We start from the raw sequence: 26,525 nt of genomic DNA, 5'->3' as shown, positions 1-26,525 counted from the left end.
AATCCCCTTGCTGAAGTCGGAGACTGTGAGCGTGACCAGATACTATCTTGGCGTTGATGGCGGCGGTACCAATTGCCGCGTGCGTCTGGCCGATGAAAATCTGGTGACCCTGGCCGAGGTCAAGAACGGCCGCTCCAATCTGCAGATCGACGATGGCGAGCCGGCCTACAAGGCCATTCTTGATGGAACGCGCGACGCTTTCGCGGCCGCCGGGCTCGATTATGCTGAAACCGCCAATACCTACGCCTGCTTCGGCATGGCCGGTGGCCGCATGGACAGCGCCCGCGATGAATTTGCCGCCCGCGCCTGGCCCTTTGCCGGGGTCAAGGTCTATGACGATATCGATATCGCCCATGCTGGCGCCCTGGGTGGCGAAGAGGGCGCGGTCATCATTGTCGGCACCGGTTCGGCGGCCATGGCCGTGGTCGATGGCCAGCGCCACCAGGCTGGCGGCTGGGGCTTCCAGGTCGGTGACCAGATGAGCGGCGCCATCCTCGGCCGCGAACTGGTGCGCTATGCGGTGGAGGCCGAGGACGGTCTGGTCGCGGCCTCGCCGCTGACGAAGGCGGTAATCGCCGCGCTCGGCGGCAGCAACCAAGGCGTCATGACCTGGTCCTTCGCCACCGACATGGACCTCAAGATCATCAGCCGCGACGGCTCGGAGGGCTGCGACGACGTGTTGATCGGCCGCGCCCCGGCGGAGTTCGGAAAGCTGATGCCGCTGTTCATCGAGCACCTCGAGCAGGGCGATCCGGTTGCCCAGAAACTGCTCGAGCTGCAGCTGGGCTATATTGAAACCTATGTGCAATGGTTCAAGGCGCGCAATGCCAGGGTCATGGCCATTGTCGGCGGCTTCGGCCAGCGGCTCTTTCCCCTCCTGCAGCAGCGCTATGGCGACTTCGTCATGTTGCCGCGCTTCGAGCCGCTGCATGGCGCGGTGATCCTTGCCAGGCAGAATTTCTCGTGACCCGACCGTCAAACCAGGGACTTATTCCAGTGTCCAGCCGCATCATCCCCGTCCAGCCCTTCGACTATGTGGTCTTTGGCGCCACCGGCGACCTGACCAAGCGCAAGCTGATCCCGGCGCTTTATCACCGCTTCCTGGATGGCCAGTTCGACGAGACCAGCCGCATCATCGGCGTCTCGCGCACCAAGCTGAGCGACGCCGAATTCCAGGAACTGGCGCGCGATGCCGTCACAGAGTTCGTCGAAGAGGAATATCACCACAAGGGGACCGTTGACCGCTTCGTCAAGATCTTCTCCTACATCGTCAACGACGTCAGCAATCCGGCCGGCTGGGGCGATATCAAGAAGGCCTTACGCGACGATCCCAAGATCATCCGCGCCTTCTACCTGGCCGTGGCGCCCGACCTGTTCGAGCCCATTGCCGAGCAGCTCTCCAAGACCAAGGTCTATCGGCGCGATTCCCGCGTGGTGATCGAAAAGCCGCTTGGCCATGACCTGGCCTCGTCGATGGAAATCAACGATGGCGTGGCCAAGATCTTCAAGGAAGATCAGGTCTACCGCATCGACCACTATCTCGGCAAAGAGACGGTGCAGAACCTTTTGGCGCTGCGCTTTGCCAACACCATGTTCGAGCCGATCTGGAACTCCGCCCATATCGACCACGTCCAGCTCACCGTCGCCGAAAGCGTCGGCGCCGGCACGCGCGGCTATTACGACGAATCCGGCGCCCTGCGCGACATGATCCAGAATCACATGCTGCAGTTGCTGTGCCTGGTGGCCATGGAGCCGCCGGCCAGCGACGATGCCGATGCGCTGCGCGACGAAAAGCTCAAGGTGCTGCGCTCGCTCAAGCCCATCACCAATGGCGACGTCGCCAAGAACACCGTGCGCGGCCAGTACAAGGGGGTCAGCTCGGAGACCACCTCGGTGGCCAGCTACCAGGACGAACTGCCCGCCGACAAGAAGGGCAGCCGCACCGAGACCTTCGTCGCCCTCAAGGTCGAGATCGAGAACTGGCGCTGGGCCGGCGTACCCTTCTATTTCCGCACCGGCAAGCGCATGGCCAGCCGCGTGTCGGAAATCTGCATCCAGTTCAAGCCGATCCCCCATTCCATCTTCGATCATGCCGAGGGCGCGCCCAAGGCCAACAAGCTGATCATCCGCCTGCAGCCCGGCGAGGGCGTCAAGATGATGATGATGATCAAGGATCCGGGCCCGGGCGGCATGCGCCTGCGCGAAGTCCCGCTCAACCTGAGCTTTGCCGATACCTTTACCGAGCGCACGCCCGAAGCCTATGAGCGCCTGCTGCTCGACGTCATCCGTGGCAGCCAGACCCTGTTCATGCGCCGCGACGAGCTCGAGGCCGCCTGGAAGTGGGTAGATCCGATCCGCGAGGCCTGGGAGCGTGCTTCCGAGCCGCCACAGTCCTATGTCGCCGGCACCTGGGGCCCCAGCGGCTCCTATGCCCTGATCGAACGCGACGGCCGCACTTGGTACGAAGGCGAAGACTGATGACCCAGCCCGTGCTCGAGCGCCGCAGCTTTGCCGACAAGCCCACCCTGGCCATGGAACTGGCCGAGGCCGTGGCCGACCGCATTCGCACTGCGATCGCCGAGCGGGGCGAGGCCGCCATCGCCGTCAGCGGGGGCTCCACCCCGGGCCGTTTCTTCCTCAATCTGGGCAAGACCAAGGACATCGACTGGTCCAAGGTCATCGTCACCCTGGTCGACGAACGCTGGGTCGACGAGACCAGCGAGCGCTCCAATGCCCTGCTGGTCAATGAACGCATGCTTCAGGGCCCGGCCGCCGTGGCGCGCTTCTTTCCGCTTTTTTCGGGCGGCGACGAACCCGATGCCGCTGCCGTCGGCCGCACCAATACCCTGCTGGAAGGCCTGCCCGAGCAGTTTGCCGCCGTCGTGCTGGGCATGGGCAATGATGGCCATACGGCCTCGTTCTTCCCGGGCGGCGACACGCTTGATGAAGCGCTGACCGCCGAGGGGCCAACCCTGGCGATCCGCGCCCCCGGCGCGGGCGAACCGCGCATCACCTTTACCCTGCCGCGTCTCCTCCGCGCGGATGGGCTGTACCTTCATATCGAGGGGGAGGAAAAGGCCGCCGTGCTGGACGCTGCTTTGGGGGATGGTCCGGTCGCGGACATGCCCATTCGCGCCGTCCTGCGCTCCGGTCACGCCGTCAACGTCTACTGGTGCCCCTAAGTCCCCTCAGCGCTCCCCAATCGACCGCTCTGGCCACGAAGGGCTCCAGCTAAACCAGGAGCTCGCCTATGTCTGTCCGTCAGGCCATCCAGGATGTTACCGATCGCATCGCCGCACGCAGCCGCGACAGCCGCGCCGATTATCTGAGCCGTCTCGAAGGCGCCCGCGAAGCCGGGGTCAACCGCACGGTGCTGTCCTGCGGCAATCTCGCTCACGCCTTTGCTGCCTGCACCCCCGCCGAAAAGGCGCAGCTGGCCGGCAGCAAGGCGCTCAATCTGGGCATCGTCACCAGCTATAATGATATGCTGAGCGCCCATCAGCCTTATCAATTCTATCCCGATATCATCAAGGAAGCCGCGCGCAGCATTGGCGCCACCGCCCAGGTCGCCGGCGGCGTGCCCGCCATGTGTGACGGCGTCACCCAGGGCCAGCCGGGCATGGACCTCAGCCTGTTCAGCCGCGACGTCATTGCCATGGCCACGGCCATTTCGCTCAGCCACAACATGTTCGACGCCGCCGTTTATCTCGGCATCTGCGACAAGATCGTCCCGGGCCTGCTGATCGGCGCGCTGACCTTCGGCCATCTGCCGGCTGTCTTCGTGCCCGCCGGCCCCATGCCCTCGGGCCTGCCCAATGACGAAAAGTCCAAGGTCCGCCAGCTCTATATGGAGGGCAAGGTCGGCCGCGCCGAACTGCTCGAGGCCGAGTCCAAGTCATACCATTCGGCCGGCACCTGCACCTTCTACGGCACCGCCAATTCCAACCAGATGCTCATGGAAATCATGGGTCTGCACCTGCCGGGCGCCAGCTTCGTCAATCCCGGCACGCCTTTGCGCGATGCCCTGACCCGCGAGGCCAGCGTGCGCGCGCTCTCGCTCAGCGCCATGGGCAACAACTATACCCCGGTCGGCCACATCGTGGACGAAAAGGCCATCGTCAATGGCCTGGTCGGCCTGCACGCCACCGGCGGCTCGACCAACCACACCATGCACCTGATCGCGATCGCTGCCGCTGCTGGCCTGCAGGTGACCTGGGACGACATGAGCGACCTCAGCGACGCTACCCCGCTGCTGGCCCGCGTCTATCCCAATGGCGTGGCCGACGTGAACCATTTCCACGCCGCCGGCGGCATGGGTTTCCTGATCCAGGAACTGCTCGAAAGCGGCCACCTGCACGAGGACGTCAAGACGGTCTGGGGCAATGGCCTCTCAAACTATACGGTGGAAGCCAAGCTGATCGAAGACAAGCTGGCCTATGAGGCTTCGCCCAAGGAATCGGCTTTGCCCAAGGTGCTGACCAAGGTGGCGACGCCCTTCCAGGAAACGGGTGGCCTGAAGCTCCTCAGCGGCAATCTCGGCCGCTCGGTGATCAAGGTCTCCGCCGTCAAGCCCGAGCACCGCGTCATCGAGGCACCCGCCAAGGTGTTCCACGGCCAGGAAGCGCTGCAGGTGGCGTTCAAGGCCGGCCAGCTCAATGGCGATATGATCGCGGTGGTGCGCTTTTCCGGCCCCAAGGCGCTCGGCATGCCCGAACTGCACAAGCTGACGCCGCCTTTGGGCATCCTGCAGGATCGCGGCTTCCAGGTGGCCCTGCTCACCGATGGCCGCATGTCCGGCGCCTCCGGCAAGGTGCCCGCCGCCATCCACATGACGCCTGAAGCGGTCAATGGCGGACCCATCGCCCGCATCCGCGACGGCGACATGATCCGGCTGGACGCCAATGCCGGCACGCTGACCTTCCTCGGCGACGAAGCCGAATTCTTCGCCCGGCCCCTGGCCACCGAAGATCTCACCAGCCAGCATTTCGGCATGGGCCGCGAACTCTTCGCCGGCTTCCGCGCCATGGTCGGCGTCGCCGACAAGGGCGCGAGCGTGTTTCAGTAGCGTCGAGCCGACCCGCAGAGCCAAAACGCTTCTGCGGAGCGATTTGAGGCGAGAAGGCCATGATGCCTATGGCGGAATGGCTCAGGCTGCTGGCAGGGCGCCTACCAGGTCAGGCATCGCCCTTTGAGGCCGGCCATCACGGACCTGCCGCCTTCTGGAACCCAGAGCGGCAGCGCCTTCTGGTAGGCCAGGCTTTGCTCAGCTGACAGCCGTGCCACCGCTTGGGCGCTCAGCCCGTCCAGATCAGTATATCCTGCAGCGATCGCCACCTGAAAGTGCAGGGCGGATGTGACGAGCCCGTCCGCGATCTCCGGCCGGTCCTGCAGCAGCGCCGCCAGCAGCGCCGAGGCGCGACGGTCTCCCCGCCAGGCGGCGCTTTCCAACTGGTGCAGCCCCTCCGCGCTCCCCACCGGAACGTGAACCACGCCTGTTGCCGGACGGCCCGGATCATGGGGCGCGGGCACGGTGTAAAATTGGGCAAGGCTGGGCCTGGTCGCTGACAGGATGCAGACCAGGATAAGCAGGCTGATGCGCATGGCTATTTCCTGTTGTTGGCAAACTGGGTGCAAAGGATCAATAGGCGTGCTTTTCCGTGCCGCCGGGTTACGCCGGCGGGCAGGTTGACGGCGTTCAGTCAGTGATGCGGGACGGGCGTGAGCTTCGCCGGCTATCGCGGCAATTCCCCGCCGTGGCCGGGCAAGGCGCCGTGCCGTGCGGTCATGTCAGTTGGGGTTCGGCTCAGCCGGGCAATGGCCTTGGCCATGCCCAATCGTTGGCTCGGCCGACAAATTTCGACGACATCACCCAAACAAATCCAATAGCGCCCTCACGCATAATTGTTCCCTCTTTGTTCAAGAGAACATTGCATGAACAGATACCGTGAATCGAGAGTGATTCGTTAACGACTCCGCCCGAACAACCGCTCGATGTCCTTTTGCTTGAGCTCGACATAGGTCGGCCGGCCGTGGATGCACTGGCCCGAATGGGGCGTTGCTTCCATGTCGCGCAGCAGGGCGTTCATTTCGTCCACCCGCAGCCGGCGGCCCGACCGCACCGAGCCGTGGCAAGCCATGCGGGCGATGATGGCCTCCATGCGATCGCTGACCGCAGCGATGGAATCCCATTCGGCCAGGCCGTCGGCGATATCGCGCACCAGGCCATCAATGTCCGAACTGCCCAGCAAAGCCGGGGTCTCGCGCACGGCAATGGCGCGCGGACCGAAGCGTTCGAGATAGAGTCCGAACCTTTCCAGTTCCGGCGCGGCCTCTTCGAGCCGCGCGCAATCCTCCTCGGGCAGCTCTACCACCAGCGGGATCAACTGCGCCTGGCTGGGCACCGGGCCGGATGCCAGCTGCGCCTTGAACCGCTCATAGACCAGCCGCTCATGGGCGGCGTGCTGGTCGACCAGCAGCAGGCCCTCGCCATTCTGGGCGATGATGAAATTGTCGAACATCTGCGCCCGCGCGGTGCCAAGCGGAAAATCGATCAGAGCGGGGTCGGCTTCGGCCTCGACGCGGGCGCTCGGCTCGTTGAGGCCCTCAAGGCCACCCTGGCCGTAAGCGGGCGAGAATGGGTTGCTGCGGCCGGTGCCGGTGACCCGCTCATAGCCGGCAAAGGGCAGCGGCTGGGCAGCCCGATAGGGGAAGGCGGACGGCGAACCGGTCGGCGCCTGCGGTGTCGTGGCCGGTTGCTGGCCGGGCGCGGTAAACGCCCCCAGCACATCGTCGGCCACGCTGCTCGAGGCCTTGAAGCCTGCTGCCGCCAGGGCCTCGCCAATCGCCCTTATCACCGCGCTGCGCACCGCCCCGCCATCGCGGAAGCGCAACTCGGCCTTGGCCGGGTGGACATTGACGTCAACTTCTGCTGGATCGATCGCCACATAGAGCGCCACCACCGGAAAGCGGTCGCGGAAGATATAATCGGCATAGGCCGCGCGCACCGCGCCCACCAGCACCTTGTCACGCACCGAGCGGCCATTGACGAAGAAGAACTGGCTGAGGCTATTGGCACGCGTATAGGTCGGCAGGCCCGCCAGGCCCGCCACCACCACGCCGTGCCGGCTATGCCCCAGCGTCACCGCGTTCTGCGCGAAATCATCGCCGATCACCTGCGCCAGCCGGGCGGGCAGGGCGCCCGTGCCGCTGACGGCTGGCCAGTTGGCGGGTGAACGGTCGCTGCCATTGAGTACGAAATGCACGCCCGGATTGGCCATCGCCAGTCGCTTGAGCACATCGGTAATGGCACCCGCTTCGCCGCGGTCGGTCTTGAGGAATTTGAGCCGGGCAGGGACATTGGCAAAGAGGTTCTTGACCTCCACCACCGTGCCCCGGTTGAGCGCCTGCGGCACCGGCCCGGAGCGCACGCCATTGCGGACCGAGATGGCCAGCCCGCTTTCGGCATCGGCCGGGCGCGAGGCGATGCTCAGCTCGGCCACCGAGCCGATCGAGGCGAGCGCCTCGCCGCGAAAGCCGAGGCTGCGGATATCGTCGAGATCGTCAGTGCTCAGCTTGGAGGTCGCGTGCCGCTCCACCGACAGCACCAGATCGGCCTCGTCCATGCCGTGCCCGTCATCCTCGATGCGCAACAGGGTCTTGCCGCCGCCCGCCGTGGTCACCACGATCCGGTTGGCGCCGGCATCGATGGCATTTTCCACCAATTCCTTGACCACGCTGGCGGGCCGCTCCACCACCTCGCCGGCAGCGATGCGGTTGATCAGGTCTTCGGGTAGCTGGCGGATGGGCAAAGGGCGATTCTCCTGAGGCGCCAATATAGGCGGTTCGCCCGGCCTTTCCGACCCGCTTGTGCAATTTGCCCCCGGCCACTATCACCACGCCATGGCGAGCCCTTTCAGCACACCGATGAACCACGCTCTGGCGCTGGCCGAGGAGGCCGCCGCCCTGGGCGAGGCCCCGGTCGGCGCGGTCATCATGGAGGGCGATGTGGTGCTGGCCGCCGAGCGCAACCGCATGCAGGCGCTCAACGATCCCACCGCCCATGCCGAACTGCTGGCCATGCGCGCCGCCTTGGCCAAACGCGGCACCGGACGGCTGGATGGCTGCGATCTCTATGTGACGCTCGAGCCCTGCGCCATGTGCGCCGGCGCCATCGCCCATACGCGGCTTCGCCGCGTCTACTTTGCCGCCGAGGACACCAAGGCCGGCGCGGTGGAAAATGGCGTGCGGCTGTTCCGGCAGCCCAGCTGCCATCACCAGCCCGAGGTCATTTCCGGCATCGGCGCTGATCGGGCGGAGACCCTGCTCAAGGATTTCTTCCGCGGCCTGCGCGAGCGCTGACCCGGAAATGATCCAGGCCGTGGATCGAAGCCGTACCAATCACGTTAATGCTGTTGCTCGGCGTGAATTAGCCTGCCATGGGTGAAACGAAATTGAGCCCTGCGAGGTGATGCTTGAGCGACCAAGGCAGTTTTACGGCAGCACTGCAGCGTATCGTCACCCGCGAACGCTCGCCGCAATTCCGTTGGTCTCTCGCTTTTGGCCTGTTCGTGCTGGCCTTGGCGGTGCGCTATGCTATCAATGACGCGCTGCCACCGGGTTTCCCCTATCTGACCTTCTTTCCGGCTGTCATCGTCACGACGCTGCTGGCCGGGCTGTGGCCGGGCATCGTCTCGGCAATCCTCTGTGGCCTGGCCGCCTGGTTCTTCTTCATTGCGCCCGCCTATTCCCTCGATCTCAATCCGGGCGCGCTGACGGCGCTGGGCTTTTATGCCTTCATCGTCACTGTCGATATCTTCATCATCCACGGCGTCACCGTGACCGCCCAGCACTTGCAGGCCGAGCGCGAATCCATGTCCGAGCTGGCCAAATCCCTGCAGCAGTCCAACCTGACGCTGGCCCAGAGCGAGCGCGAGCAGCAGGTGCTGTCGCATGAAATCGGCCATCGCCTGAAGAACCAGCTCTCGATCGTCCAGGCCATTGTCACCCAGTCCATGCGCAGCCAGTCGGACTTGCCCACTATCGCCAAGGCGATCACCGACCGGATCACCGTCCTGGCCGAGGCGCAGGACATGGTGATCCTGGGCATGGTGGGTCAGGCCGGTGTACAGGAGATTGTGCGCAAGGTGGTCGACCTGCATGGCGATCAGTTGCAGTCCCGCTTCCTGGTCGATGGCCCGCCGGTCAAGCTGGCCTCGCGCCCGGCACTGTCGCTGTCCATGATCCTGCACGAGCTGGGCACCAATGCCACCAAATATGGCGCGCTCTCCGCGCCCGATGGCGTGGTCAGCATCGACTGGGGCATCGAGGACATCGACGGCCAGCCCAGCTTCGTGCTGCGCTGGCGCGAACAGGGCGGCCCGCAAGTGATCGAGCCGGTCGGCAAGGGTTTCGGTACCAGACTGATCCGGGCCGGCCTGCCGGGCGCCCCGGCCAGTGTCGTCCTCGAATTCCATCCCGATGGCCTGCAGTGTCAACTGTCGGCCGACCTGGCCGCCATGCAGTCCGAGCGCTCCGCCTGAGCCTGGCCGCGTCCGGCGCTAGGTAAACGGAAACACATTCCGGATTTTCGGCTCGCGCAGCCACAAAGCTGCCCACATGGCCACGCCGAAATAGACGCTGAACAGCGTGTGGCTCCAGAGTGGATTGTCCACCCGCAGATTGGCAGCCAGCGCCGCCGCCAGCAGTCCGGTCATCAGCACCGCGCCGAGCAGGGCGGTGCGCGGAAAGGCGTAGAGCACCATGCAGGCCAACTCGATGCTGCCGATCAGCAGCATGTATTTGAGCGGCCAGCCCACCACGGTGAGCGGATCGATGGCCGCCTGCAGGCCCAGCAGTTTGGGCGCCACCGAGGCCCCCAGGATAAACACGATCAGCAATCCGCTCAGAATCCAGCCCGCCAGTACCATTGTCGTCCCCGTATCCGCAGCCTGATTGCTGCCTCAGCACCATGACGAATGAAGGGGAGCAGCTTTCGACGGCGACCGCAATTATTTCGCCGTGCCGGTCCGTCGGCCTGCCGGGCTGCCAATGGCGGGCAGTCGGCCCTGGATATAGTCCTCGATCTTCTGCGCCAGGATACGCTTGAAGCGATCCTTCTCGGCCTCGGCATGCGAGACGATCTCGCGCACCCGCCAGAATTCGAGCGCGCCGAAATTGGCGACATGGGGCCTGATATAGATGTCGGGCGGATAGGCTGCCATCATATGGGCGGTCAGCGAGTGCATCATGATCTGCGCCGAGCCGAACCACAGGTCGAGCGCCTTGTGGTCGGTCTTGGCTATGCCCTCGGATGGATCACCATTGACGTCGATGCCGATGAGGAAATCGGTGCCGATATCGGCCTGGTCGAGCGGCAGCGGATTGACCACGCCGCCGTCGACCAGGATGTGATTGGCATAGGTGACGGGTTTGAACAGGCTCGGTATGGCGATTGAGCCGGCAATGGCCGGCCGCAGCGCGCCTGAATTGAACACCACCTGGTGCCAGCTCTGGAAATCGGTCGCCACCACATAGAGCGGGATCTTGAGATCCTTGAATTCGAGCGGGAAACCGTCGGGAATGAAGCTGTCGACGATGCTCGAGGCATCGAGCTGCATCGAAATGCCGTTCTTGAGAATGCCGCCCAGGCCGCGCAGCTGGATGGCCCAGAGTTTGGTCGCGATCGTCCGCATGGTGCCCAGCACGGCATAGGAATGCTCGCGCAGTTCCGCCCCGGTCATGCCGGCGGCCCAGCCGGCCCCGATCAGTGCGCCAATCGAGGTGCCCGAAATCACCGAGGGCCGCAGCCCCAGCTCGTCCATGGCCTCGATATAAGGAATATGGGTAAGGCCACGGGCCGAGCCGCCGCCCAAGGCCACGCCAATTCTCGGACCAGAAATCGTGCTCATGTCGCCCCGCTCCTTGTCTGGCATCAGCCTAGACCCGCGAGGTTGAGGAAAGGTTCAGACGCTGCGGGCCAATTCGCGCCAGCCGATATCGCGGCGGCAGAAGCCCTCTGGCCAGACAATGCTGTCCACCCCTGCATAGGCACGCTGCTGCGCCTCCCGCGCACTGGCTCCCAGCGCGGTCACATTGAGCACGCGACCGCCCTCGGCCAGTAAACGCCCGTCCTCGCGTCGCGTTCCGGCATGGAAAACCTGCAGCGTCTCGGAGTTGACGGCATCGGCGCCGGTGATTTCCGAACCCTTGCCATAGCTGCCGGGATAGCCCTTTGTCGCCATGATCACCGTCAGGGCAAACTGGTCTTTCCAGACCGCCTCATGCCCCGCCAGCGTGCCGGTGGCGGTGGCATGCAGCAGGTCCAGCAGGTCGCTGTCGAGCCGCATCACCATGACCTGGGTTTCCGGGTCGCCGAAGCGGGCATTGTATTCCACCAGCCGCGGCCCGGTCTCGGTCAGCATCAGCCCGGCATAGAGCACGCCCTGATAGGGCGTGCCGCGCGCGGCGAGGCCCCGCACCGTCGGCCAGATCACCCGTTCGAGCGTCTCCTGATAGATCTCGGGCGTCATTACCGGAGCCGGCGAATAGGCGCCCATGCCGCCGGTATTGGGGCCGGTATCGCCGTCAAAGGCCCGCTTGTGGTCCTGCGCCGTGGTCAGCGGCAGGATGTCGGTGCCGTCGCACAGCACGAAGAGGCTGACCTCCTCGCCCATCATGAATTCCTCGATCACCACCTCGGCGCCGGAGGCACCAAAGGCCCCGGCAAAGCAGTCGATGATCGCGGCTTCCGCTTCGTCCACGCTCATCGCCACGGTGACGCCCTTGCCGGCGGCCAGGCCGTCGGCTTTGATGACGATCGGCGCTCCCTGTGTGTAAAGATAGGCCAAAGCCGCCGCTTCATTGTCGAAGCGGCCATAGGCGGCGGTGGGAATGCCCATCTCGTCGCACAGCGCCTTGGTAAAGCCCTTGGAGCCTTCGAGCTGCCCCGCGGCCTTGGAGGGGCAGAAGCAGGTAAAGCCGGCGGTGCGCACATCGTCGCCCAGCCCTGCCACCACCTGGGCATCGGGCCCGACCACGACGAAGTCGATCGCCGCGCTCTGGCAGAAAGCCACCACGGCCGCATGGTCGGTAATATCGAGCGCGACATTTTCCGCCACCGCCCCGGTGCCGCCATTGCCGGGGGCAACGAACAGCTTGCTCAGCCTGGGCGACTGGGCGATTTTCCACGCCAGCGCATGCTCGCGGCCACCCGAACCAATCACCAGAACCCGCATGCACCTGCCTCCGCACCTGTTGCCGGGGTGATGCACCAGAGCGTGTGGAGAGGCAAGGATTTGTTGGCGCCGCGTCTACATCCGGGCGTCGACGAAAATCCGGCTGAGATCGCCGGCCCATTCGCCGTGCAGTTTTTCCAGCCAGCGTTCGGCCGGGGTCTTGGCCAGGCGGATGGTCTCTTCCAGCGGCGCCATATGGATGGATTCGTCCTGGCCGGCGGCATTCAACCGGTTGCGGCGGACCAGGCCCGCCTCGGCAATGCCCACTGCCTGCGCCGCAAAATCATAGACATTGGTGCGGCCGACCGGCGTTTCCATGCCCAGCCGCGGCACTTCCCGGCGCATGTCGTCGCGCTCGTCCTGGGTCCAGGGCATTATCATCTCATAGGCGGCTTCAAGCGACACGCTGTCATAGAGCAGCCCGGTCCAGAAAGCCGACAGCGCCGTCACCGATTTCTCGTCGCCCATGTCGGCACCGCGCATTTCAAGGAACTGCTTGAGCCGCACTTCGGGAAAAATCGTCGAGAGGTGGTCTTCCCAGTCCTTGATGGTGGGCCTGTCGCCCGGCAGTTGCGGCAGCTCACCGCGCAGGAAATCCCGGAAGCTCTCGCCGGCCACGTTCACATAGGAGCCGTCGCGGATGACGAAATACATCGGAACGTCGAGCGCATAATCGGCATATTGCTCGAAGCCGAAGCCCTCGTCGAAGGCGAAGGGCAGCATGCCGGTGCGCGCGTCGTCGGTATTGAGCCAGATATGGCTGCGGAAGCTCAGAAAGCCGCTTTCCTTGCCATCCACGAAGGGCGAATTGGCAAACAGGGCGGTGGCGATCGGCTGCAGCGCCACGGCCACGCGCAGCTTCTTGACCATGTCGGCTTCGCTGGAGAAATCCAGGTTTGCCTGCACGGTGCAGGAGCGGAACATCATCGAGGTCCCCAGCGTGCCGACCTTTTCCATATAGGGCTTCATGATGCCGTAACGCGATTTCGGCATCGCCGGGATTTCGTCGACGCTCCAGAGCGGCGTCACGCCAAGGCCGAGGAAATTGATGTCGAGCGGGCCGGCGACCTTCTTGGCGATCCGCATATGCTCGGCCAGTTCGGCCGCGCTGGCATGCATGTCCGCCTGCGGCGCGCCCGACAGTTCGAACTGCCCGCCGGGCTCGAGCGAAATGCCGCCGGCTTCGGCGTCATTGCGCAGCCCGATGACATTGTCGCCATCGTAGAACGGATGCCAGCCGGTCTCGGCCTGCACGCCCTCGAGCAGGGCGCGAATGCCATTGGGGCCGTCATAGGCCACCGGGCGTAGCGGATTGGTGTGGAACACGTGCTTTTCGTGCTCGGTGCCGATGCGCCACTCGCTCTCGGGTTTGCACCCGCGCGCCATCGCCTCGATCAGGTCGGCACGCGAGTCAATCAGAGGGCTATCGATATCGGCGCCGGCCATGCGGAGTCCTCGGATGCAGAGGGGGTCAATGTTGGCCGGAACATAACGTTGCGCAAGCCGAAAGCAATCGCCTTTTATCGCCAATCACCGATGATTGCCTGAATCACCGCCAGCCCCGCCACCGCCGCCGTATCGGCGCGCAGGATGCGCGGCCCCAGGCTGATCGGCACGACAAAGGGCAAAGCCAGCATTTTGACCCGTTCGATCTCGGAAAATCCGCCCTCAGGCCCGACCAGCAGGCCAATCGGTCGTCGCTTGAGCGCAGCAAGCGTCTCGACCGGCGAGGCCGATGCCGCCGCCTCATCGGCCACGATCAGCACCCGTTCGGCCGGCCAGCCATCGAGCAGCTTTTCCAGCGTGATCTCGGCTGCCACCACCGGTACGCTGAGCACTTCGCACTGTTCGGCGGCCTCGATCGCATTGGCCACCAGCCGCTCATGCTTGAGCCGGCTGACCTGTGTCCGCTGGGTGATCACCGGCTGGATGGTGCCCACGCCCATTTCCACCGCCTTCTGGATCACATAATCCAGCCGCTCGCTCTTGAGCGGCGCAAAGCCATACCAGAGGTCAGAAGCCGGGGTCTGTCTGGCGATCTGCTCGACCAGGTCGAGCTGGACGGATTTTTTCGAGTCGGCCGTCAGCACGCAGCGCCAGGCGCCGTCCCGTCCATTGAACAGCACGACCGCGTCCCCGACACTCTTGCGCAGCACTGCCGCAAGATAAAGCGACTGCTCCTTGCCCAGGGTCAGTTGGCCCCCGGCAGCAAGATCGGCATCGACATAAAGGCGGGGCAGGGTGGCATGGGTGCGGGGCATGGCCCGCTGATACCATCGCGCCGCCCCCATTGTCATCTTTCCACGGTGCCAATTCTGCCTCGTCGAGAATTTCTGCTAATCAATGACCTCAAGATTCTCTGCACGTGGCGGGGAGCTTGCGCCAAGGAGTTGTCCCCATGTCCGATGCCAACCAGCCCAGCACCGTCGCCGATGCCCAGGCCGACAACTGGGTCGATCGTCATGCACCCGATTGGCTCAAGCCCTATGCCCGCCTGGCGCGCTGGGATCGGCCGATCGGCTTCTGGCTGCTGTTCTGGCCCTGTATCTGGGGTCTGGCCCTGGCCGCCATTGCCGTGCCCGAGCGCGGCTTCGACTTTCCCGCCGCCCTGCTCATGCTGGTGGGCGCGGTGCTGATGCGCGGCGCCGGCTGCACCTTCAACGACATTGTCGACCGCGATATCGATGACAAGGTGGCCCGCACCCGCTCGCGCCCGATTCCCTCCGGCCAGGTTACCGCCCGCGACGCCCTCTATTTCATGGTTGCCCAGGCCCTGCTGGCCTCGGCCGTCCTGTTCCAGTTCAACCGCTTCACCGTCTGGGCCGCGGTGGCCTCGTTGGTGCTGGTGGCCATCTATCCCTTCATGAAGCGCATCACCTGGTGGCCGCAGGCTTTCCTCGGCCTCGCCTTTTCCTATGGAGCCCTGGTCGGCTGGAGCTCCCAGACCGGAGGCCTGAGCTGGGCGCCGGTGCTGCTCTATGCCGGCACCATCCTCTGGGTCATCGGATATGATACGCTCTATGCGCTGCAGGATATCGAGGACGACGCGCTGATCGGCGTCAAGTCGACCGCCCGGCTGTTCGGCGAGCATGTCCGCCCCGTCGTCGCCGTGCTCTATCTCGCCGCCTATATGCTCTGGGCCGCGGCAGTGGTGCTGGTCGGCGGCGGCCTAATCTTTGCCGTGCTGTCGCTGGCGGCCATCGCGCTGCTGGGCTGGCAGGTCTGGACTGTCGATCCCGCCCAGCCGGACAATCCGCGCGCGCGCTTCTACAGCAACCACTATGTCGGCGTGGCCCTGTCGCTGGCGCTTCTGGCCGATTGGGTCTGGTAGCAATCAGGCGCGAGCCGACATGACCAGCGCCTGCAGCGGCATGCTACCCGATGCAAATTCGCTGGCGAAGGCGGTCGTCATGGCAGCAAGGATGATTTCGGCAGGGACCGTGCCACGGCTTCTGATCTGCTCGATTAACGGGCTGCCATAGACAATGCCACGAGCCAGGCGGGCGACATCCGGCAGCGCCTTGTCAGCACGCACGATGGTGCCGGTGATCTCCAGGAACCCGGCGTCCAAAAGCGCGTCCTTGATTGCCTCGAATGGATAAAAGAACGGGATACGCTGAAACTGCGGTGGATCGATCGGAAAGAAACTTTCCACGACGGCGTGGGAGATTCGCCCGAACGGGTTGTACTTGTGACCATCCCAGACGTTCAAGAAATAGAGCCCGCCGCGCCGCAGTACACGCTTGGCTTCGGCGAAGCTCTGGGCCTTGTCGGGAAAGAACATCACCCCGAGCTGGCAGGCCAACGCATCGAAGGAGGCATCGGCAAACGGCAGGTCGGTCGCGTCAGCAATGACAAAGTCGACGTCTGCGCCGCCCAGACGCAGCCGTGCCAGATCGAGCATGGGTGGACTGATGTCGGTGGCCGTCAGTTCTGCACCGGCGGGCAGGGCATGGCGCAGGGCCCGAGTCAGAATGCCCGTGCCCGCTGCCGTCTCCAGAACCCGCTGCGGGGCACTGACCGCGACGCGTCTGGCCAGATCGGCAGCGATGTCATCAAAGATGAACGAAGCCAGCCCATCGTCGTAGTGCTGCGCGATGCTGCCCGCAAATCCCTTATCGACCATTTCGGCCTCCCGGCGCTGACGGGGTCAGCATATGCCTGTCCTGGCGGAAAACCAGCGGGGTAAAACGCCAAAAGGGCTGACCGCACCACCGGTCAACCCTTCAGACGTGCTTTGGAGGCAGGTAAACTTTAGGCGTCGAGCTGGCCGGGCTTGCGGCGGTTGAGGAAGCGGGGGCGGCGACCGGCCTCGGCCACCAGCTTACGGCGGGCCTGGCTCGAGCCAACCATGACGCCGTCGACCTGCTGGCTATAGGGCATATAGGCGCCGTCACCGGCCTTGATGAACAGCGGCAGGCGGAGCTTCTTGCCCCAGTTCTGCCATTCGGCGACGACGTTGTGATTGCCGTCTTCCTCGAACACCCGGTAGTTGAGTTCATGATCGGAATGCACCAGCTCGATCGAGCTGGTCAGCACGCCCTGTTCCGAGATGGCGGTCGCCACGGCGACGCCGATGAATTCGGTGACCGGCACCTTGATCTTGATCGCCACGCCGCTCTGCTCGAGCATGCGGCGTATGGTGACGGTCTTGATCGGGTCCTTGGGGCCGTTGTCGTTTGCGGCAACGAACCGGCGCTCCGCCACTGCGGGCCGGCCGAAAGCCAAAACGACCGAGGACCCTTCCATTGCAACGCCATGAACCATCTGAATATGCCTTCCTGTCAACTTCGAGAGCTGGTTTTTGGTGCTCTCTTTGTAGGCTCAACATAGCGCCAGGACTTACCCGCCACCTTAATCGGTTGGGTTAAGTTTATCTTGTTTTTCGAGAGGGTTAGCAGTGTCTTGCACCAGGTAGCACCCGGTTAACCGAGCCCTTTGGCAGCCTGTTAACGCTGCCCTTTGCGGCCCGATGGGGGTGCTATGGTCGGGGCCTCTTGTCCAAAAGCCGGGGCAAGCCTAAAAGGCCCGGAATATGCCCATTCCGCCCACCACCTATGCCGACGATCTCGAACTGCTCCGCTCCTCGGCGGTGGCAGCGGGCATCATTGCCAGCAGCTTCTTCCGGCGCGAAGTAAAGAGCTGGAACAAGGAAAATGCCTCCCCGGTGAGCGAAGCCGACATCCTGGTGGACCGTTATCTGGCCTCCGCCTTGCTGCAGGCGCGCCCCACCTATGGCTGGCTGAGCGAGGAAACCGTCGACAATCCTTCACGCCTTGATTGCGAGCGCGTCTTCATCGTCGACCCCATCGACGGCACGCGCGGCTTCCTGCGCGGCGAGGACAGCTGGACGGTCTGCCTGGCGGTGGTCGAGAATGGCGTCCCCGTCGCCGGCGTTGTCTATGCACCGATGCGCGATGAACTCTATGAGGCGGTCAGGGGCGAGGGCAGCCGGCTCAATGGCAAGCCCATCCAGCGCCGCCGTCGCCCCGGCGCGCCGCCGGTCATTCCCGCCGCCGGCGCCGTGCATCAGCAATTGCAGCAGGCCGGCCTCAACTATACCCGCGGCCCGCATTATCCCTCGCTCGCCTATCGCCTGGTCCAGGTAGCTACCGGCAAGCTCGACGCCGTGGTCAGCCGCCGCGGCAGCCAGGATTGGGATATCGCTGCCGCTACTGTCATCCTGGATGAATGCGGCATCGACATTGCCGATGTCTGCCGCGGCTTCCCGCAATTCAACAGACGTGATGTGCGCCACGGGGCGCTTGCGGCTTTGGGTGACATGAGCCTAAAACCGCTGCTGCATGCCGCGCTGATCGAGGTCTATGGCTGCCCCCCGGATGAAGCGGCGCCGACCGCACACTCTCAACCGACCGATGAACGGATATGACCCATGGCTGAAAACAACGTCCCCAAGGAACAATTGCTGCACCTGGTGATCGGGGGCGAACTCTCCAGCATTGAGGGCGTGACCTTCGCCGATCTCGACAAGGTCGATATCGTCGGTCTCTATCCCAATTATGCCAGCGCGCTGGTCGCCTGGAAGCAGAAGGCGCAGATGACCGTGGACAGCGCGCAGACGCGCTATTTCATCGTGCACCTGCACCGCCTGCTCGATCCGCAGACCGACAAGAAGTAGGCCGGGTCGCGCTGGGGGCCTAAGGGGCCTCCAGCGCCTCCAATATCGCCTGCATCGCGCCTGGGCCACCGATGCGCTGGCGGCCCAGATTGGCCAGCCGCCGCCGCTCTTCATCATTGCCCAACAGCTGCCGCACGGCACCGCCGATCGCGGCAGCATCGGCCGGCACCACGGTGCGGGCATCGCCGAACAGCTTCTGCTCGTCGCTGAAGCGTGAACGCCGGTCGCGCGGATTGACGAAGGTGATGACCGGCCGGCCCAGGCCCAAAGCCTGCACCGTCGCCGTCCCTGCCTGCGACAGCACCACGTCCGAGGCTTCGAGCAGATTGCCCATTGCCCCGCCGCGGGCCATGTGGACGGTCAGCGTGCCATCGGTGAGCTCGCCCAGATCGTCCGGTTCGACGCTCAGCATATGGGTCCGCCGCAATCCGGTCTTCTTGGCCAGGTCATCGATATTGATGCCGCCGGCCACCGCGAGGAAGATATCGGGCCGTTCCGCTTCCGGCAGCGTGCGCAGCGCATCGATCTGCAGCTCGAAGCTCTCCGAGGTCAGCGCCCGGCTGCCCGGCAGCAGCGTGACGGCCAGGGGCCTACTGCGCCGGCACGCCGCGTCATAGCCACCATGGGGAATGGTATCCATCATCACATTGCCGGCGGAGCGGGCATCGACGCCCGCATCATGCAGGGTCTGCGCCAGGCTGTCGGCGCGGCAGAACACCGTGCTGCAGGCGCGCTTGATGATGAAGCGCTCGGCGGCCGAATAGAGCCGGGCGGCGCCGGTCTTGTAGACATCAAGATAGATCAGGTCCCGATGGCCGGTGGCATAGGCCGCCAGCACGCCGGTGACATCGCCGACCACGACAATGCGCTCATACTTGCCGCGGATGCTGCGCAGGAAGCGCAGGGCGGGCGGCACGGTCATCAGCCCGCCATTGGCCAGGTCGCGCTGCAGTGATCCCTTGACGTTGCGCCAGCCTTCCGAGGCAAGTGTGGCGCGCGGGCCCACCATCGGGCAGACACCGGTATAGGCATTGCCTGCGCCGATCATCGGATAGGCTTCCACCTCGATCGATCGCGGCAGGCGGGCAACGATGGCCGCGGCAATCCAGTCTTCGCCGTGGCCGTTGGATATGAAAAGGAAACGACGACGTGAGGCAGACGCTTCCTCGACCATCAGGCGCCCAGGCCAAACCGTTCGAACGCGGTGTTCGCGACCGTGGCATCGGCATAGGCCTCCTGCCGGTCAACATTCCAGTAAAACAACTCATCGAGCGGGATCGGCTTGCCGGTAATGGCGCAGCGGGCAAAACTGCCCGGCTTGAGCACGACATAGTCGCCGTCCAGGTAACGGATCACGGCCTCGGCAGGGGCAATATTCTTGTCAAAAATGTTCATGCTGAAAATCCTTCGGCCTGAGTGATATAGCGAGCTTTCATGTCGTTCAGAAGAGGCTTTCCTGCGCGCCGCTGCCCTGTTGGTCGCGTGGTTTCTTCTTGATCACCGGACTGCCTGCAATTGTCGCGCCGACCGCTCCATCGGCAAATTCGATGGCCACCATATCACCGGCAGACAGATTGGCCCGCTGCTGGACCAGGTTGCCGTCCACATCCTTGATCACCGCATATCCGCGCGCAAGTACGCTTTTGTAACTAAGCGAGGCCAGAAGCTTGCCCCATTGCCCCAAAGCGGTGCGGCTGTCACCCAGACCCAGCGCCATGCCGGCGCGCATCCGGGCCGCCAGCGGGCTGAGCTGGCTATGCGCATGGCGTAGCTCGGCCTTGAGCGTAGTCGGGGATAGCTGCGGCGCTATGCGGGCCAATTGCGCCTGTTTGCGCTCCACTAGCCGCACCATCGAAGTGCCCAGCTGCGCCGCGCGCGGATCGTAAGTTAGACGCGTCCGGTCCACCGTCTTTCGCAGCCCGGTCTCGGCGCGCAGCGACAGGTTGCGCAGCCTCTCGGCAGCTTCCTGGCGCTGTCCCTGCAGCAGGCGCGGCGTCAGCTTGGAATCGGTGCGCGCATAGCGCAGCCGCAGCGACTGCACCGAGTGGCGCAGATTGCCCAGGAGGTTGGCTGCCGCATGATCGAGTTGCTGGCGCTGCAGCGCCACCAGGTCCCCCGGCCGGGGCATGCCGGCCACCGCCGCCCGCAGCCGGTCGCGGGCACTGGCTGCCACCCGTCGCGTGGCCTGCCGCTGCCTTCCGCCCAGATCGTCGACATAGCCGACCAGTTCGATCCGCACCGGCACGGCCGCCTCGGCGGCCGCCGTCGGCGTCGGTGCCCGCATGTCGGCAGCATAGTCGATCAGCGTCGTATCGGTCTCGTGGCCGACGGCCGAAATGATCGGAATGCCGCTGGCGGCAACGGCGCGCACCACCGCTTCCTCGTTGAAGCCCCACAGGTCCTCGATCGAGCCGCCGCCGCGCGCCACGATCAGCAGGTCCGGCCGCGGCATGACCCCGCCCGGCACCATGGCATTGAAGCCTTCGATGGCATTGACCACTTCGGTCGCACAGGTATCGCCCTGCACCCGCACCGGCCACACCATGACATGGCTGGGAAAGCGGTCGGCCAGGCGATGCAGGATATCGCGGATCACCGCCCCGGTAGGCGAGGTGATGACGCCGATGACCCGCGGCAGATAGGGCAGGGCCCGCTTGCGCTCGCGGTCGAACAGGCCCTCGGCGGCCAGCTTGCGCTTGCGTTCCTCGAGCAGTGCCATCAACGCCCCGGCCCCGGCCGGCTCGATATTGTCGATGACGATCTGGTATTTGCTCGAACGCGGGAAGGTGGTCAGCCGCCCGGTGGCGATGACCTCGAGCCCTTCTTGAGGCTTGAAGCTCAGCTTGGCGTAATTGCCCTTCCACACGACGGCGTCGATGGCCGCCCCCTCGTCCTTGAGGGTGAAATAGGCGTGGCCCGAGGAATGCTGGCCGCGAAAGCCGGATATCTCGCCGCGCACGCGCACATGGCCAAACTCGTCCTCGACGGTGCGTTTGACCGCTTGGGCAATTTCGCTGACGCTGAATTCGGTGGCATTGGTGAGGATGTCGGCCATCCTGCGTTGGTGCGACATCGGCCGGGGCAGGTCAAGAGCCGCGCCGGCTTACTCCGCAGCTTCTGCGTCGGGCAGGGCGGTTTGCAGGTTCCCCATGGACTGCACGATATGGCTAGCCAGCGCGTCATAGATGCCGCCATAGGCGTGGCTGGCCCGCATCAGCGCGATCTGCGCATCGCCCAGCCGCGGCAGCCCATAATCATCGCTGATCACCCGCATGCCCGGCTGCAACGCGCTCTCGGGCAGGAAGCCGATAGCCAGGTCCGACAGCACGGCGCTCGAAATCGCCGTGGCGTTCGATGACGTGTAAGCGACGCGATAGTCCTTGCCGGTGCGATCGAGGGCCGCCAGCGCATCCTTGCGCCAGATGCAGCATGACGGCCCGCAGGCAATGGCAACCGGCTCGCTGGCCAGGGCCCGCCCGCCATGGCTGGTCACCCAGTGCATCTTTTCGGTGCGGAACAATTCGCCGTAATTCTGCTCGGTTCCCTGCGTGAAGACGATGAGGTCATAGCGACCCGCCCGCATGCCGTTGAGCAGTTCCTCCGAGGCCATGCAGGCCACGTCGACTGCAATCCGCGGATGCGTCCGCTGGAAGCTCGACAAAATGACGGGCAGCAGCCGCACCGCATAGTCGTCCGGCACGCCGAAGCGGATCGAGCCGGCCAGCACGCCATCGGAAAAATGATCCATGATTTCGGCATTGGTGCGCAGCATCTTGCGTGCCCGGGCATAGAGCGCGTCGCCATGGGCGGTCAGAGTCACGCTGCGCCCGTCACGCGCCAGCAACGACTGGCCCAGCCGCTCCTCGAGTCGCTTGATCTGCATCGACACGGCCGATTGGGTCTTGTTCACCCGCCGCGCCGCTTCGGTGAAGCTGCCGCAATCGGCAATGGCGCAGAAGCTCTGCAACTGGTCCAGATCAAGCGGTGCGGCCATGGCCCCTCACATCACTCAAATTGATGAAGTAGATGAAATCTATTTGTTGGACGAATGAATGTCCAGAGCGGTATTTTGCTGTCATCGGCTCCAGCACCTCTGGCGCTGCGTCGCCAACCTCCCGTTGGCGCAACCCATGAGTGGAGAATTCCCATGGCTATCTCGCTTTCCGGCGAGCGGTCACCAGCGGCCGCCTCGTCTAGTCCCCTTGCTGCGCTTGCGCGCTGGATCGCCGAGGCAAACGCCGCCCGTACCCGCCGGACCGCGCTGACCGCCTTGCTGGCACTCGACTCCGGCCGCCTCGATGACCTGGGCATTACCCGGGCCGACATCACTGCTGCGCTGTCGACCCGCGCCTATGGCGGCACCGAGCATGTGCTCAACGCCGCCCGCGCCCGCAACGCCCGGCTCTAGGCCGTTAATATGAATTGCGCCGGCCGCATCGCTGCGGTCGGCACCTCCAAGGTTGGTACGTTTTGCTTTTGCGAGCGCGTGCCATCTCCCGGGTCGGTTTTGCCGCCGATCCCGTTTCCTGATGACTTGCCGGACGGTGCTTGCACCTGTCCGGCTTTTTTTGGGATGCCGCTCTAGGGGAGCTGGGCGAAGCCGTCTTTCAGCCCGTTCAGCGACACCGGAATGCCGATGCCTTCTTCGGGCGTCTTGAACACCACAAAGATCGCGCTCGTCCCGTTGGTCAGCGTTTCCACCAGCGCATCGTCCAGCACGACTTCGGCGACACAGCCATTGGGCAGGCAGCGCACGAAAGCCACGCGACCCATGTCTTCGCCGTCCACATTCAGACCCAGCCCGTTGGGCAGCAGCACGCCCAGTGGCGCCAGCACGCGCAGCAGGCGGGCCTCACGGTCGGCCGTGCGCAGGATGATCACCGACAGCCCTACATTGGGCTGGTCTTCCGCCAGCACGTTCTGGATGATGGCGCATTGCTCAAAGCTGGCGCCAGGCGGCGTGTCGCAGCTCATCTGCCAGTCACCATACTGGGCGCGCACCACGCCCTGACCCAGCACGGCGCTGCCGCCGGCGGCAAGGGCTAGGACAGCCAGGCCAAGGCCGGCCAGATGACGATTCAAAATCCGCTTCACTCGATCAATACTCCCGCCGAATCGTGGGTCTGTTCCAGGCGCTCTGTGTTTCCGCTAGGCTGTGGCTCAAGTCAACCAAACCGCCCGCAAACCGCCCGATTGCCCGGGATATGCGCCCCAGAGTGCGGCGGGGATGAGGCGGTTTGTGGCCCAGCGCGGCGCAATATGACGCAGCATGACACAGTCAAGCCGCAATGGACTTGCCCGCAGCGATATGATTTAGGTCACCGGAAGAGTTTTCGCTCCGAGGTTGAGTCGGGGCGGCGTTATCTATGCCGCTGTATTGCCACTCAATCCCGGTGCGGATGCACCAATTGAAGTCGACACAGGGGTTTATGGTGACCGGTCAGTTCTTGAGAAAGATGGGCGCTGCTGCAGCGGCCGCAATGGCGCTGGCCCCGGCTCTTGCTGTGGCCCAGGATGCTCCGCTGGAAGCCACCGGCCATCCGCTGCCCGGGCAGTATCACCTGCAGCGCTCGGTTACCCCGATCATGGACTCCATCGTCAGCTTTCACGACGGCATCCTGCTGTGGACCATCAGCCTGATCGTCGTCCTCGTGCTGGTGCTGCTGGTGTGGATCGTCATCCGCTTCAACGCCAAGCGCAATCCGGTCCCGGCCGGCTTCACCCACAATACCATGGTCGAGATCGCCTGGACGGTGCTGCCCATCGTCGTGCTGATCGTTATCGCCATTCCCTCCTTCGGCGTGCTGTCCGACCAGCTGACCACACCTGATGGCGAGCGCAAGTATCTCGGCTCCAACATCTTCTCCTTCGGCGAAGTCGAGGTTCCGGCCCCCGAACTTACCGTCAAGGCCACCGGCCAGCAGTGGTACTGGGACTATCAGTATGTCGATCAGGGCGTCGAGTTCTCCTCGCTGATCCTGGGTGCGCCCGGTGACAACTACGAACAGACCGAAAAGCCGAACCAGCCGCGCCTGCTGGCCGTCGACAACGAACTCGTCGTTCCCGTCGACACCACGGTACGCCTGCAGGTTACCGCCGATCCGCTGGGCGTGATCCATGCCTTTGCCGTCCCATCCTTCGGCATCAAGATCGATGCCGTCCCCGGCCGGCTCAACGAAACCTGGTTCAATTCGCGCGAAACCGGCATTTTTTATGGCCAGTGCTCCGAGCTCTGCGGCAAGGACCATGCCTTCATGCCCATCGCCGTCCGCGTCGTGACCAAAGCAGAATTTGCCACCTACATCGCGGCGTTTGAGGGTGGCGACTATGCTGCCGCCAATGCCACGCTGGCCGCAGTGCAGTAGACCAGGGCTCAGGGGATAACCACATGACTGACACCGCTCACCTCCAGGCCCACGCCACCGGACACGACGCCGCCCACGACAATCACACGCCGACCGGCTGGCGCCGCTGGGTCTACTCGACCAACCACAAGGACATCGGCGTGATGTACCTGGTGTTTGCCATCATCACCGGCGTGATCGGCGGGCTGCTGTCCGGCGTCATGCGCATGGAGCTGCAGGAGCCCGGCATCCAAATTTTCCACGGCCTTGCCGCCATGGTCTATGGCGTTGACGGCGACGCGGCGATCGACGCGGGCAAGCACATGTACAATGTGTTCACCACCGCCCATGCCCTGATCATGGTGTTCTTCGTGGTCATGCCGGCCACCATGGGTGGCTTTGCCAACTATTTCGCCCCGCTGATGATCGGCGCGCCCGACACGGCTTTCCCGCGCATCAACAACATCGCCTTCTGGCTTCTGCCACCGGCATTCATCCTGCTGCTGATGAGCCTGTTCTTTGAAGGCACCGGCCCGGGTGCGCTCGGCTTTGGTGGCGGCTGGACCATCTATCCGCCGCTCTCGACCACCGGCCATCCCGGCCCGGCCATGGATTTTGCCATCCTCTCGCTGCACGTGGCGGGCGTGAGTTCGATCCTGGGCGCGATCAATCTGATCACCACCATTTTCAACATGCGTGCCCCCGGCATGACGCTGCACAAGATGCCGCTGTTTGCCTGGTCCGTGCTGGTCACCGCCTTCCTGCTGCTGCTGGCTCTGCCCGTGCTGGCCGGCGCCATCACCATGCTGCTGACCGACCGCAATTTCGGCACAGCCTTCTTCAAGCCTGCCGAGGGCGGCGATCCGATCCTGTTCCAGCACCTGTTCTGGTTCTTCGGCCATCCCGAAGTGTACATCATGATCCTGCCGGGCTTCGGCATCATCAGCCACATCGTCTCCACCTTCAGCCGCAAGCCGATCTTCGGCTACATGGCTATGGCCTATGCCATGGTCGCCATCGGCTTCGTCGGCTTCGTGGTGTGGGCGCATCACATGTACACCACCGGCCTCAGCCTTGACGTGCAGCGCTACTTTGTGGCCGCCACGATGGTCATCGCGGTGCCCACCGGCGTCAAGATCTTCAGCTGGATCGCCACCATGTGGGGCGGCTCGATCACCTTCAAGTCGCCCATGCTCTGGGCCATCGGCTTCATCTTCCTGTTCACCGTTGGTGGTGTGACCGGCGTGGTGCTGGCCAATGCCGGTGCCGACCGTGCCCTGCACGACACCTATTATGTGGTCGCCCACTTCCACTATGTGCTGTCGCTGGGTGCCGTGTTTTCGATCTTCGCGGCCTGGTACTACTGGTACCCCAAGATGTTCGGCTACATGTACAACGAGACCCTGGCCGCGGCGCATTTCTGGATCATGTTTGTCGGCGTGAACCTGATCTTCTTCCCGCAGCATTTCCTCGGCCTGGCCGGCATGCCGCGCCGCTACATCGACTATCCGGACGCCTTTGGCTTCTTTAACCGCATCTCCTCGATCGGCTACTACATAACCTTCGTGGCCATGGCGATCTTCTTCTATGCCACCTGGGAAGCCTTCAAGAAGAAGCGGCCCGCCGGTGACAGCCCATGGGGCGATGGCGCAACGACGCTGGAATGGACCCTGTCCAGCCCGCCACCGTTCCACCAGTTCACCACGCTGCCCAAGATCGAATCGACCAACGCGCATTGAGTGCATCCGGGCCGCGTCCGCGCGGCCCGACAAACGACGCAAGGAAAGCAAAGCCAGTGGCTTTAGTTGA

The 26,525-nt window shown here is 64.3% G+C and carries 26 protein-coding genes; 12 read left to right on the top strand and 14 right to left on the bottom strand.

Features of this window, described 5'->3' with window-relative positions; translation table 11 throughout:
- Window positions 1-31 precede the first annotated feature (31 nt).
- From GDR53_RS03885 to edd, 4 genes are all read left to right on the top strand, one after another.
- Entirely contained in the window at window positions 32-967 is a 936-nt protein-coding gene (locus GDR53_RS03885; RefSeq protein ID WP_193336788.1) for a BadF/BadG/BcrA/BcrD ATPase family protein, read from the top strand.
- 29 nt (window positions 968-996) lie between these two features.
- On the top strand, window positions 997-2,478 hold the full coding sequence (zwf, locus tag GDR53_RS03880; RefSeq protein WP_193336787.1) for a glucose-6-phosphate dehydrogenase: 1,482 nt from the start codon (window positions 997-999) through the stop codon (window positions 2,476-2,478).
- On the top strand, window positions 2,478-3,182 hold the full coding sequence (pgl, locus tag GDR53_RS03875; protein ID WP_193336786.1) for a 6-phosphogluconolactonase: 705 nt from the start codon (window positions 2,478-2,480) through the stop codon (window positions 3,180-3,182). The genes zwf and pgl overlap by 1 nt, the downstream gene beginning before the upstream one ends.
- A 68-nt stretch (window positions 3,183-3,250) precedes the next feature.
- Window positions 3,251-5,065 (top strand): phosphogluconate dehydratase, encoded by a 1,815-nt coding sequence (gene edd, locus GDR53_RS03870; RefSeq protein ID WP_193336785.1) that lies wholly within the window; start codon window positions 3,251-3,253, stop codon window positions 5,063-5,065.
- Window positions 5,066-5,166: 101 nt separating this feature from the next.
- Here edd and GDR53_RS03865 read toward each other — a convergent pair whose 3' ends face one another.
- Together GDR53_RS03865 and mutL are read right to left on the bottom strand one after the other, a co-directional pair.
- On the bottom strand, window positions 5,167-5,601 hold the full coding sequence (locus GDR53_RS03865; protein ID WP_193336784.1) for a hypothetical protein: 435 nt from the start codon (window positions 5,599-5,601) through the stop codon (window positions 5,167-5,169).
- A gap of 362 nt (window positions 5,602-5,963) precedes the next feature.
- Window positions 5,964-7,808 carry a DNA mismatch repair endonuclease MutL gene (gene mutL / locus GDR53_RS03860; RefSeq protein WP_193336783.1) on the bottom strand — a complete coding sequence of 615 codons (1,845 nt, stop codon included), beginning with the start codon at window positions 7,806-7,808 and terminating at the stop codon, window positions 5,964-5,966.
- A 115-nt stretch (window positions 7,809-7,923) separates the two neighbouring features.
- On the opposite strand from mutL, the gene GDR53_RS03855 reads away from it, so the two are divergent.
- Entirely contained in the window at window positions 7,924-8,358 is a 435-nt protein-coding gene (locus tag GDR53_RS03855; RefSeq protein ID WP_232846721.1) for a nucleoside deaminase, read from the top strand.
- A 113-nt stretch (window positions 8,359-8,471) separates the two neighbouring features.
- Window positions 8,472-9,539 (top strand): sensor histidine kinase, encoded by a 1,068-nt coding sequence (locus tag GDR53_RS03850; protein WP_193336782.1) that lies wholly within the window; start codon window positions 8,472-8,474, stop codon window positions 9,537-9,539.
- 18 nt (window positions 9,540-9,557) lie between these two features.
- Here GDR53_RS03850 and GDR53_RS03845 read toward each other — a convergent pair whose 3' ends face one another.
- From GDR53_RS03845 to GDR53_RS03825, 5 genes are all read right to left on the bottom strand, one after another.
- Window positions 9,558-9,926, bottom strand: coding sequence for a DoxX family protein (locus tag GDR53_RS03845; RefSeq protein ID WP_193336781.1), 369 nt, complete (start codon window positions 9,924-9,926; stop codon window positions 9,558-9,560).
- A gap of 81 nt (window positions 9,927-10,007) precedes the next feature.
- Entirely contained in the window at window positions 10,008-10,907 is a 900-nt protein-coding gene (locus tag GDR53_RS03840; protein ID WP_193336780.1) for a patatin-like phospholipase family protein, read from the bottom strand.
- Between the two features lie 54 nt (window positions 10,908-10,961).
- Window positions 10,962-12,233 carry a phosphoribosylamine--glycine ligase gene (purD, locus tag GDR53_RS03835; protein ID WP_193336779.1) on the bottom strand — a complete coding sequence of 424 codons (1,272 nt, stop codon included), beginning with the start codon at window positions 12,231-12,233 and terminating at the stop codon, window positions 10,962-10,964.
- 75 nt (window positions 12,234-12,308) lie between these two features.
- Entirely contained in the window at window positions 12,309-13,679 is a 1,371-nt protein-coding gene (locus tag GDR53_RS03830) for a glutamate--cysteine ligase (protein WP_193336778.1), read from the bottom strand.
- A gap of 74 nt (window positions 13,680-13,753) precedes the next feature.
- Complete coding sequence (locus GDR53_RS03825) at window positions 13,754-14,494, bottom strand: 16S rRNA (uracil(1498)-N(3))-methyltransferase (RefSeq protein WP_193336777.1); 741 nt, start codon at window positions 14,492-14,494, stop codon at window positions 13,754-13,756.
- 137 nt (window positions 14,495-14,631) lie between these two features.
- Between GDR53_RS03825 and ubiA the strand changes: the two genes are divergently transcribed.
- Window positions 14,632-15,564 carry a 4-hydroxybenzoate octaprenyltransferase gene (gene ubiA / locus GDR53_RS03820; RefSeq protein ID WP_193336776.1) on the top strand — a complete coding sequence of 311 codons (933 nt, stop codon included), beginning with the start codon at window positions 14,632-14,634 and terminating at the stop codon, window positions 15,562-15,564.
- A gap of 3 nt (window positions 15,565-15,567) precedes the next feature.
- On the opposite strand, the gene GDR53_RS03815 is transcribed toward ubiA, so the two are convergent.
- Together GDR53_RS03815 and GDR53_RS03810 are read right to left on the bottom strand one after the other, a co-directional pair.
- Window positions 15,568-16,359, bottom strand: coding sequence for a class I SAM-dependent methyltransferase (locus GDR53_RS03815; RefSeq protein ID WP_193336775.1), 792 nt, complete (start codon window positions 16,357-16,359; stop codon window positions 15,568-15,570).
- Between the two features lie 128 nt (window positions 16,360-16,487).
- Window positions 16,488-17,000, bottom strand: a complete 513-nt coding sequence (locus tag GDR53_RS03810; protein WP_193336774.1) for a DUF6101 family protein — start codon at window positions 16,998-17,000, stop codon at window positions 16,488-16,490.
- 268 nt (window positions 17,001-17,268) lie between these two features.
- Here GDR53_RS03810 and GDR53_RS03805 point away from each other — a divergent pair, with 268 nt between their 5' ends.
- Both GDR53_RS03805 and GDR53_RS03800 read left to right on the top strand, forming a co-directional pair.
- Window positions 17,269-18,123, top strand: a complete 855-nt coding sequence (locus GDR53_RS03805) for a 3'(2'),5'-bisphosphate nucleotidase CysQ (protein WP_193336773.1) — start codon at window positions 17,269-17,271, stop codon at window positions 18,121-18,123.
- Window positions 18,124-18,126: 3 nt separating this feature from the next.
- A complete protein-coding gene (locus GDR53_RS03800; RefSeq protein ID WP_193336772.1) occupies window positions 18,127-18,372 on the top strand; it encodes a DUF4170 domain-containing protein in 246 nt (81 codons plus the stop codon).
- Window positions 18,373-18,391: 19 nt separating this feature from the next.
- On the opposite strand, the gene GDR53_RS03795 is transcribed toward GDR53_RS03800, so the two are convergent.
- From GDR53_RS03795 to GDR53_RS03780, 4 genes are read right to left on the bottom strand one after another with little or no spacing between them, the layout of a single operon-like run.
- A complete protein-coding gene (locus tag GDR53_RS03795) occupies window positions 18,392-19,546 on the bottom strand; it encodes a glycosyltransferase family protein (RefSeq protein ID WP_193336771.1) in 1,155 nt (384 codons plus the stop codon).
- Window positions 19,546-19,767 (bottom strand): DUF2093 domain-containing protein, encoded by a 222-nt coding sequence (locus GDR53_RS03790; protein WP_193336770.1) that lies wholly within the window; start codon window positions 19,765-19,767, stop codon window positions 19,546-19,548. Before GDR53_RS03790 ends, GDR53_RS03795 begins: the two co-directional genes overlap by 1 nt.
- Window positions 19,768-19,813: 46 nt before the next feature.
- Complete coding sequence (gene xseA / locus GDR53_RS03785) at window positions 19,814-21,427, bottom strand: exodeoxyribonuclease VII large subunit (protein WP_193336769.1); 1,614 nt, start codon at window positions 21,425-21,427, stop codon at window positions 19,814-19,816.
- A 48-nt stretch (window positions 21,428-21,475) separates the two neighbouring features.
- On the bottom strand, window positions 21,476-22,366 hold the full coding sequence (locus GDR53_RS03780) for a LysR family transcriptional regulator (RefSeq protein ID WP_193336768.1): 891 nt from the start codon (window positions 22,364-22,366) through the stop codon (window positions 21,476-21,478).
- 153 nt (window positions 22,367-22,519) lie between these two features.
- Here GDR53_RS03780 and GDR53_RS03775 point away from each other — a divergent pair, with 153 nt between their 5' ends.
- On the top strand, window positions 22,520-22,780 hold the full coding sequence (locus GDR53_RS03775; RefSeq protein WP_193336767.1) for a hypothetical protein: 261 nt from the start codon (window positions 22,520-22,522) through the stop codon (window positions 22,778-22,780).
- A 173-nt stretch (window positions 22,781-22,953) separates the two neighbouring features.
- Here GDR53_RS03775 and GDR53_RS03770 read toward each other — a convergent pair whose 3' ends face one another.
- A complete protein-coding gene (locus GDR53_RS03770; protein WP_408639784.1) occupies window positions 22,954-23,466 on the bottom strand; it encodes an invasion associated locus B family protein in 513 nt (170 codons plus the stop codon).
- Window positions 23,467-23,804: 338 nt separating this feature from the next.
- Between GDR53_RS03770 and coxB the strand changes: the two genes are divergently transcribed.
- Together coxB and ctaD are read left to right on the top strand one after the other, a co-directional pair.
- A complete protein-coding gene (gene coxB, locus GDR53_RS03765) occupies window positions 23,805-24,737 on the top strand; it encodes a cytochrome c oxidase subunit II (RefSeq protein ID WP_232846720.1) in 933 nt (310 codons plus the stop codon).
- A gap of 23 nt (window positions 24,738-24,760) precedes the next feature.
- Window positions 24,761-26,455 carry a cytochrome c oxidase subunit I gene (gene ctaD, locus GDR53_RS03760; protein ID WP_193336765.1) on the top strand — a complete coding sequence of 565 codons (1,695 nt, stop codon included), beginning with the start codon at window positions 24,761-24,763 and terminating at the stop codon, window positions 26,453-26,455.
- Window positions 26,456-26,525 lie beyond the last annotated feature (70 nt).

Source organism: Devosia beringensis (genome assembly GCF_014926585.1).
Classification (GTDB): domain Bacteria; phylum Pseudomonadota; class Alphaproteobacteria; order Rhizobiales; family Devosiaceae; genus Devosia; species Devosia beringensis.
This window is presented reverse-complemented; position numbering and strand designations above follow the sequence as displayed.

What these genes read in the sequence shown, in the direction of transcription:
- xseA (WP_193336769.1), bottom strand. Translation starts at nt 21,427, where the DNA reads ATGGCCGACATCCTCACCAATGCCACCGAATTCAGCGTCAGCGAAATT.
- GDR53_RS03810 (WP_193336774.1), bottom strand. Translation starts at nt 17,000, where the DNA reads ATGGTTCATGGCGTTGCAATGGAAGGGTCCTCGGTCGTTTTGGCTTTC.
- GDR53_RS03845 (WP_193336781.1), bottom strand. Translation starts at nt 9,926, where the DNA reads ATGGTACTGGCGGGCTGGATTCTGAGCGGATTGCTGATCGTGTTTATC.
- GDR53_RS03825 (WP_193336777.1), bottom strand. Translation starts at nt 14,494, where the DNA reads ATGCCCCGCACCCATGCCACCCTGCCCCGCCTTTATGTCGATGCCGAT.
- edd (WP_193336785.1), top strand. Translation starts at nt 3,251, where the DNA reads ATGTCTGTCCGTCAGGCCATCCAGGATGTTACCGATCGCATCGCCGCA.
- ctaD (WP_193336765.1), top strand. Translation starts at nt 24,761, where the DNA reads ATGACTGACACCGCTCACCTCCAGGCCCACGCCACCGGACACGACGCC.
- GDR53_RS03800 (WP_193336772.1), top strand. Translation starts at nt 18,127, where the DNA reads ATGGCTGAAAACAACGTCCCCAAGGAACAATTGCTGCACCTGGTGATC.
- GDR53_RS03775 (WP_193336767.1), top strand. Translation starts at nt 22,520, where the DNA reads ATGGCTATCTCGCTTTCCGGCGAGCGGTCACCAGCGGCCGCCTCGTCT.
- GDR53_RS03830 (WP_193336778.1), bottom strand. Translation starts at nt 13,679, where the DNA reads ATGGCCGGCGCCGATATCGATAGCCCTCTGATTGACTCGCGTGCCGAC.
- GDR53_RS03865 (WP_193336784.1), bottom strand. Translation starts at nt 5,601, where the DNA reads ATGCGCATCAGCCTGCTTATCCTGGTCTGCATCCTGTCAGCGACCAGG.
- GDR53_RS03780 (WP_193336768.1), bottom strand. Translation starts at nt 22,366, where the DNA reads ATGGCCGCACCGCTTGATCTGGACCAGTTGCAGAGCTTCTGCGCCATT.
- ubiA (WP_193336776.1), top strand. Translation starts at nt 14,632, where the DNA reads ATGTCCGATGCCAACCAGCCCAGCACCGTCGCCGATGCCCAGGCCGAC.
- GDR53_RS03855 (WP_232846721.1), top strand. Translation starts at nt 7,924, where the DNA reads ATGAACCACGCTCTGGCGCTGGCCGAGGAGGCCGCCGCCCTGGGCGAG.
- GDR53_RS03815 (WP_193336775.1), bottom strand. Translation starts at nt 16,359, where the DNA reads ATGGTCGATAAGGGATTTGCGGGCAGCATCGCGCAGCACTACGACGAT.
- purD (WP_193336779.1), bottom strand. Translation starts at nt 12,233, where the DNA reads ATGCGGGTTCTGGTGATTGGTTCGGGTGGCCGCGAGCATGCGCTGGCG.
- pgl (WP_193336786.1), top strand. Translation starts at nt 2,478, where the DNA reads ATGACCCAGCCCGTGCTCGAGCGCCGCAGCTTTGCCGACAAGCCCACC.
- GDR53_RS03840 (WP_193336780.1), bottom strand. Translation starts at nt 10,907, where the DNA reads ATGAGCACGATTTCTGGTCCGAGAATTGGCGTGGCCTTGGGCGGCGGC.
- GDR53_RS03805 (WP_193336773.1), top strand. Translation starts at nt 17,269, where the DNA reads ATGCCCATTCCGCCCACCACCTATGCCGACGATCTCGAACTGCTCCGC.
- GDR53_RS03790 (WP_193336770.1), bottom strand. Translation starts at nt 19,767, where the DNA reads ATGAACATTTTTGACAAGAATATTGCCCCTGCCGAGGCCGTGATCCGT.
- GDR53_RS03795 (WP_193336771.1), bottom strand. Translation starts at nt 19,546, where the DNA reads ATGGTCGAGGAAGCGTCTGCCTCACGTCGTCGTTTCCTTTTCATATCC.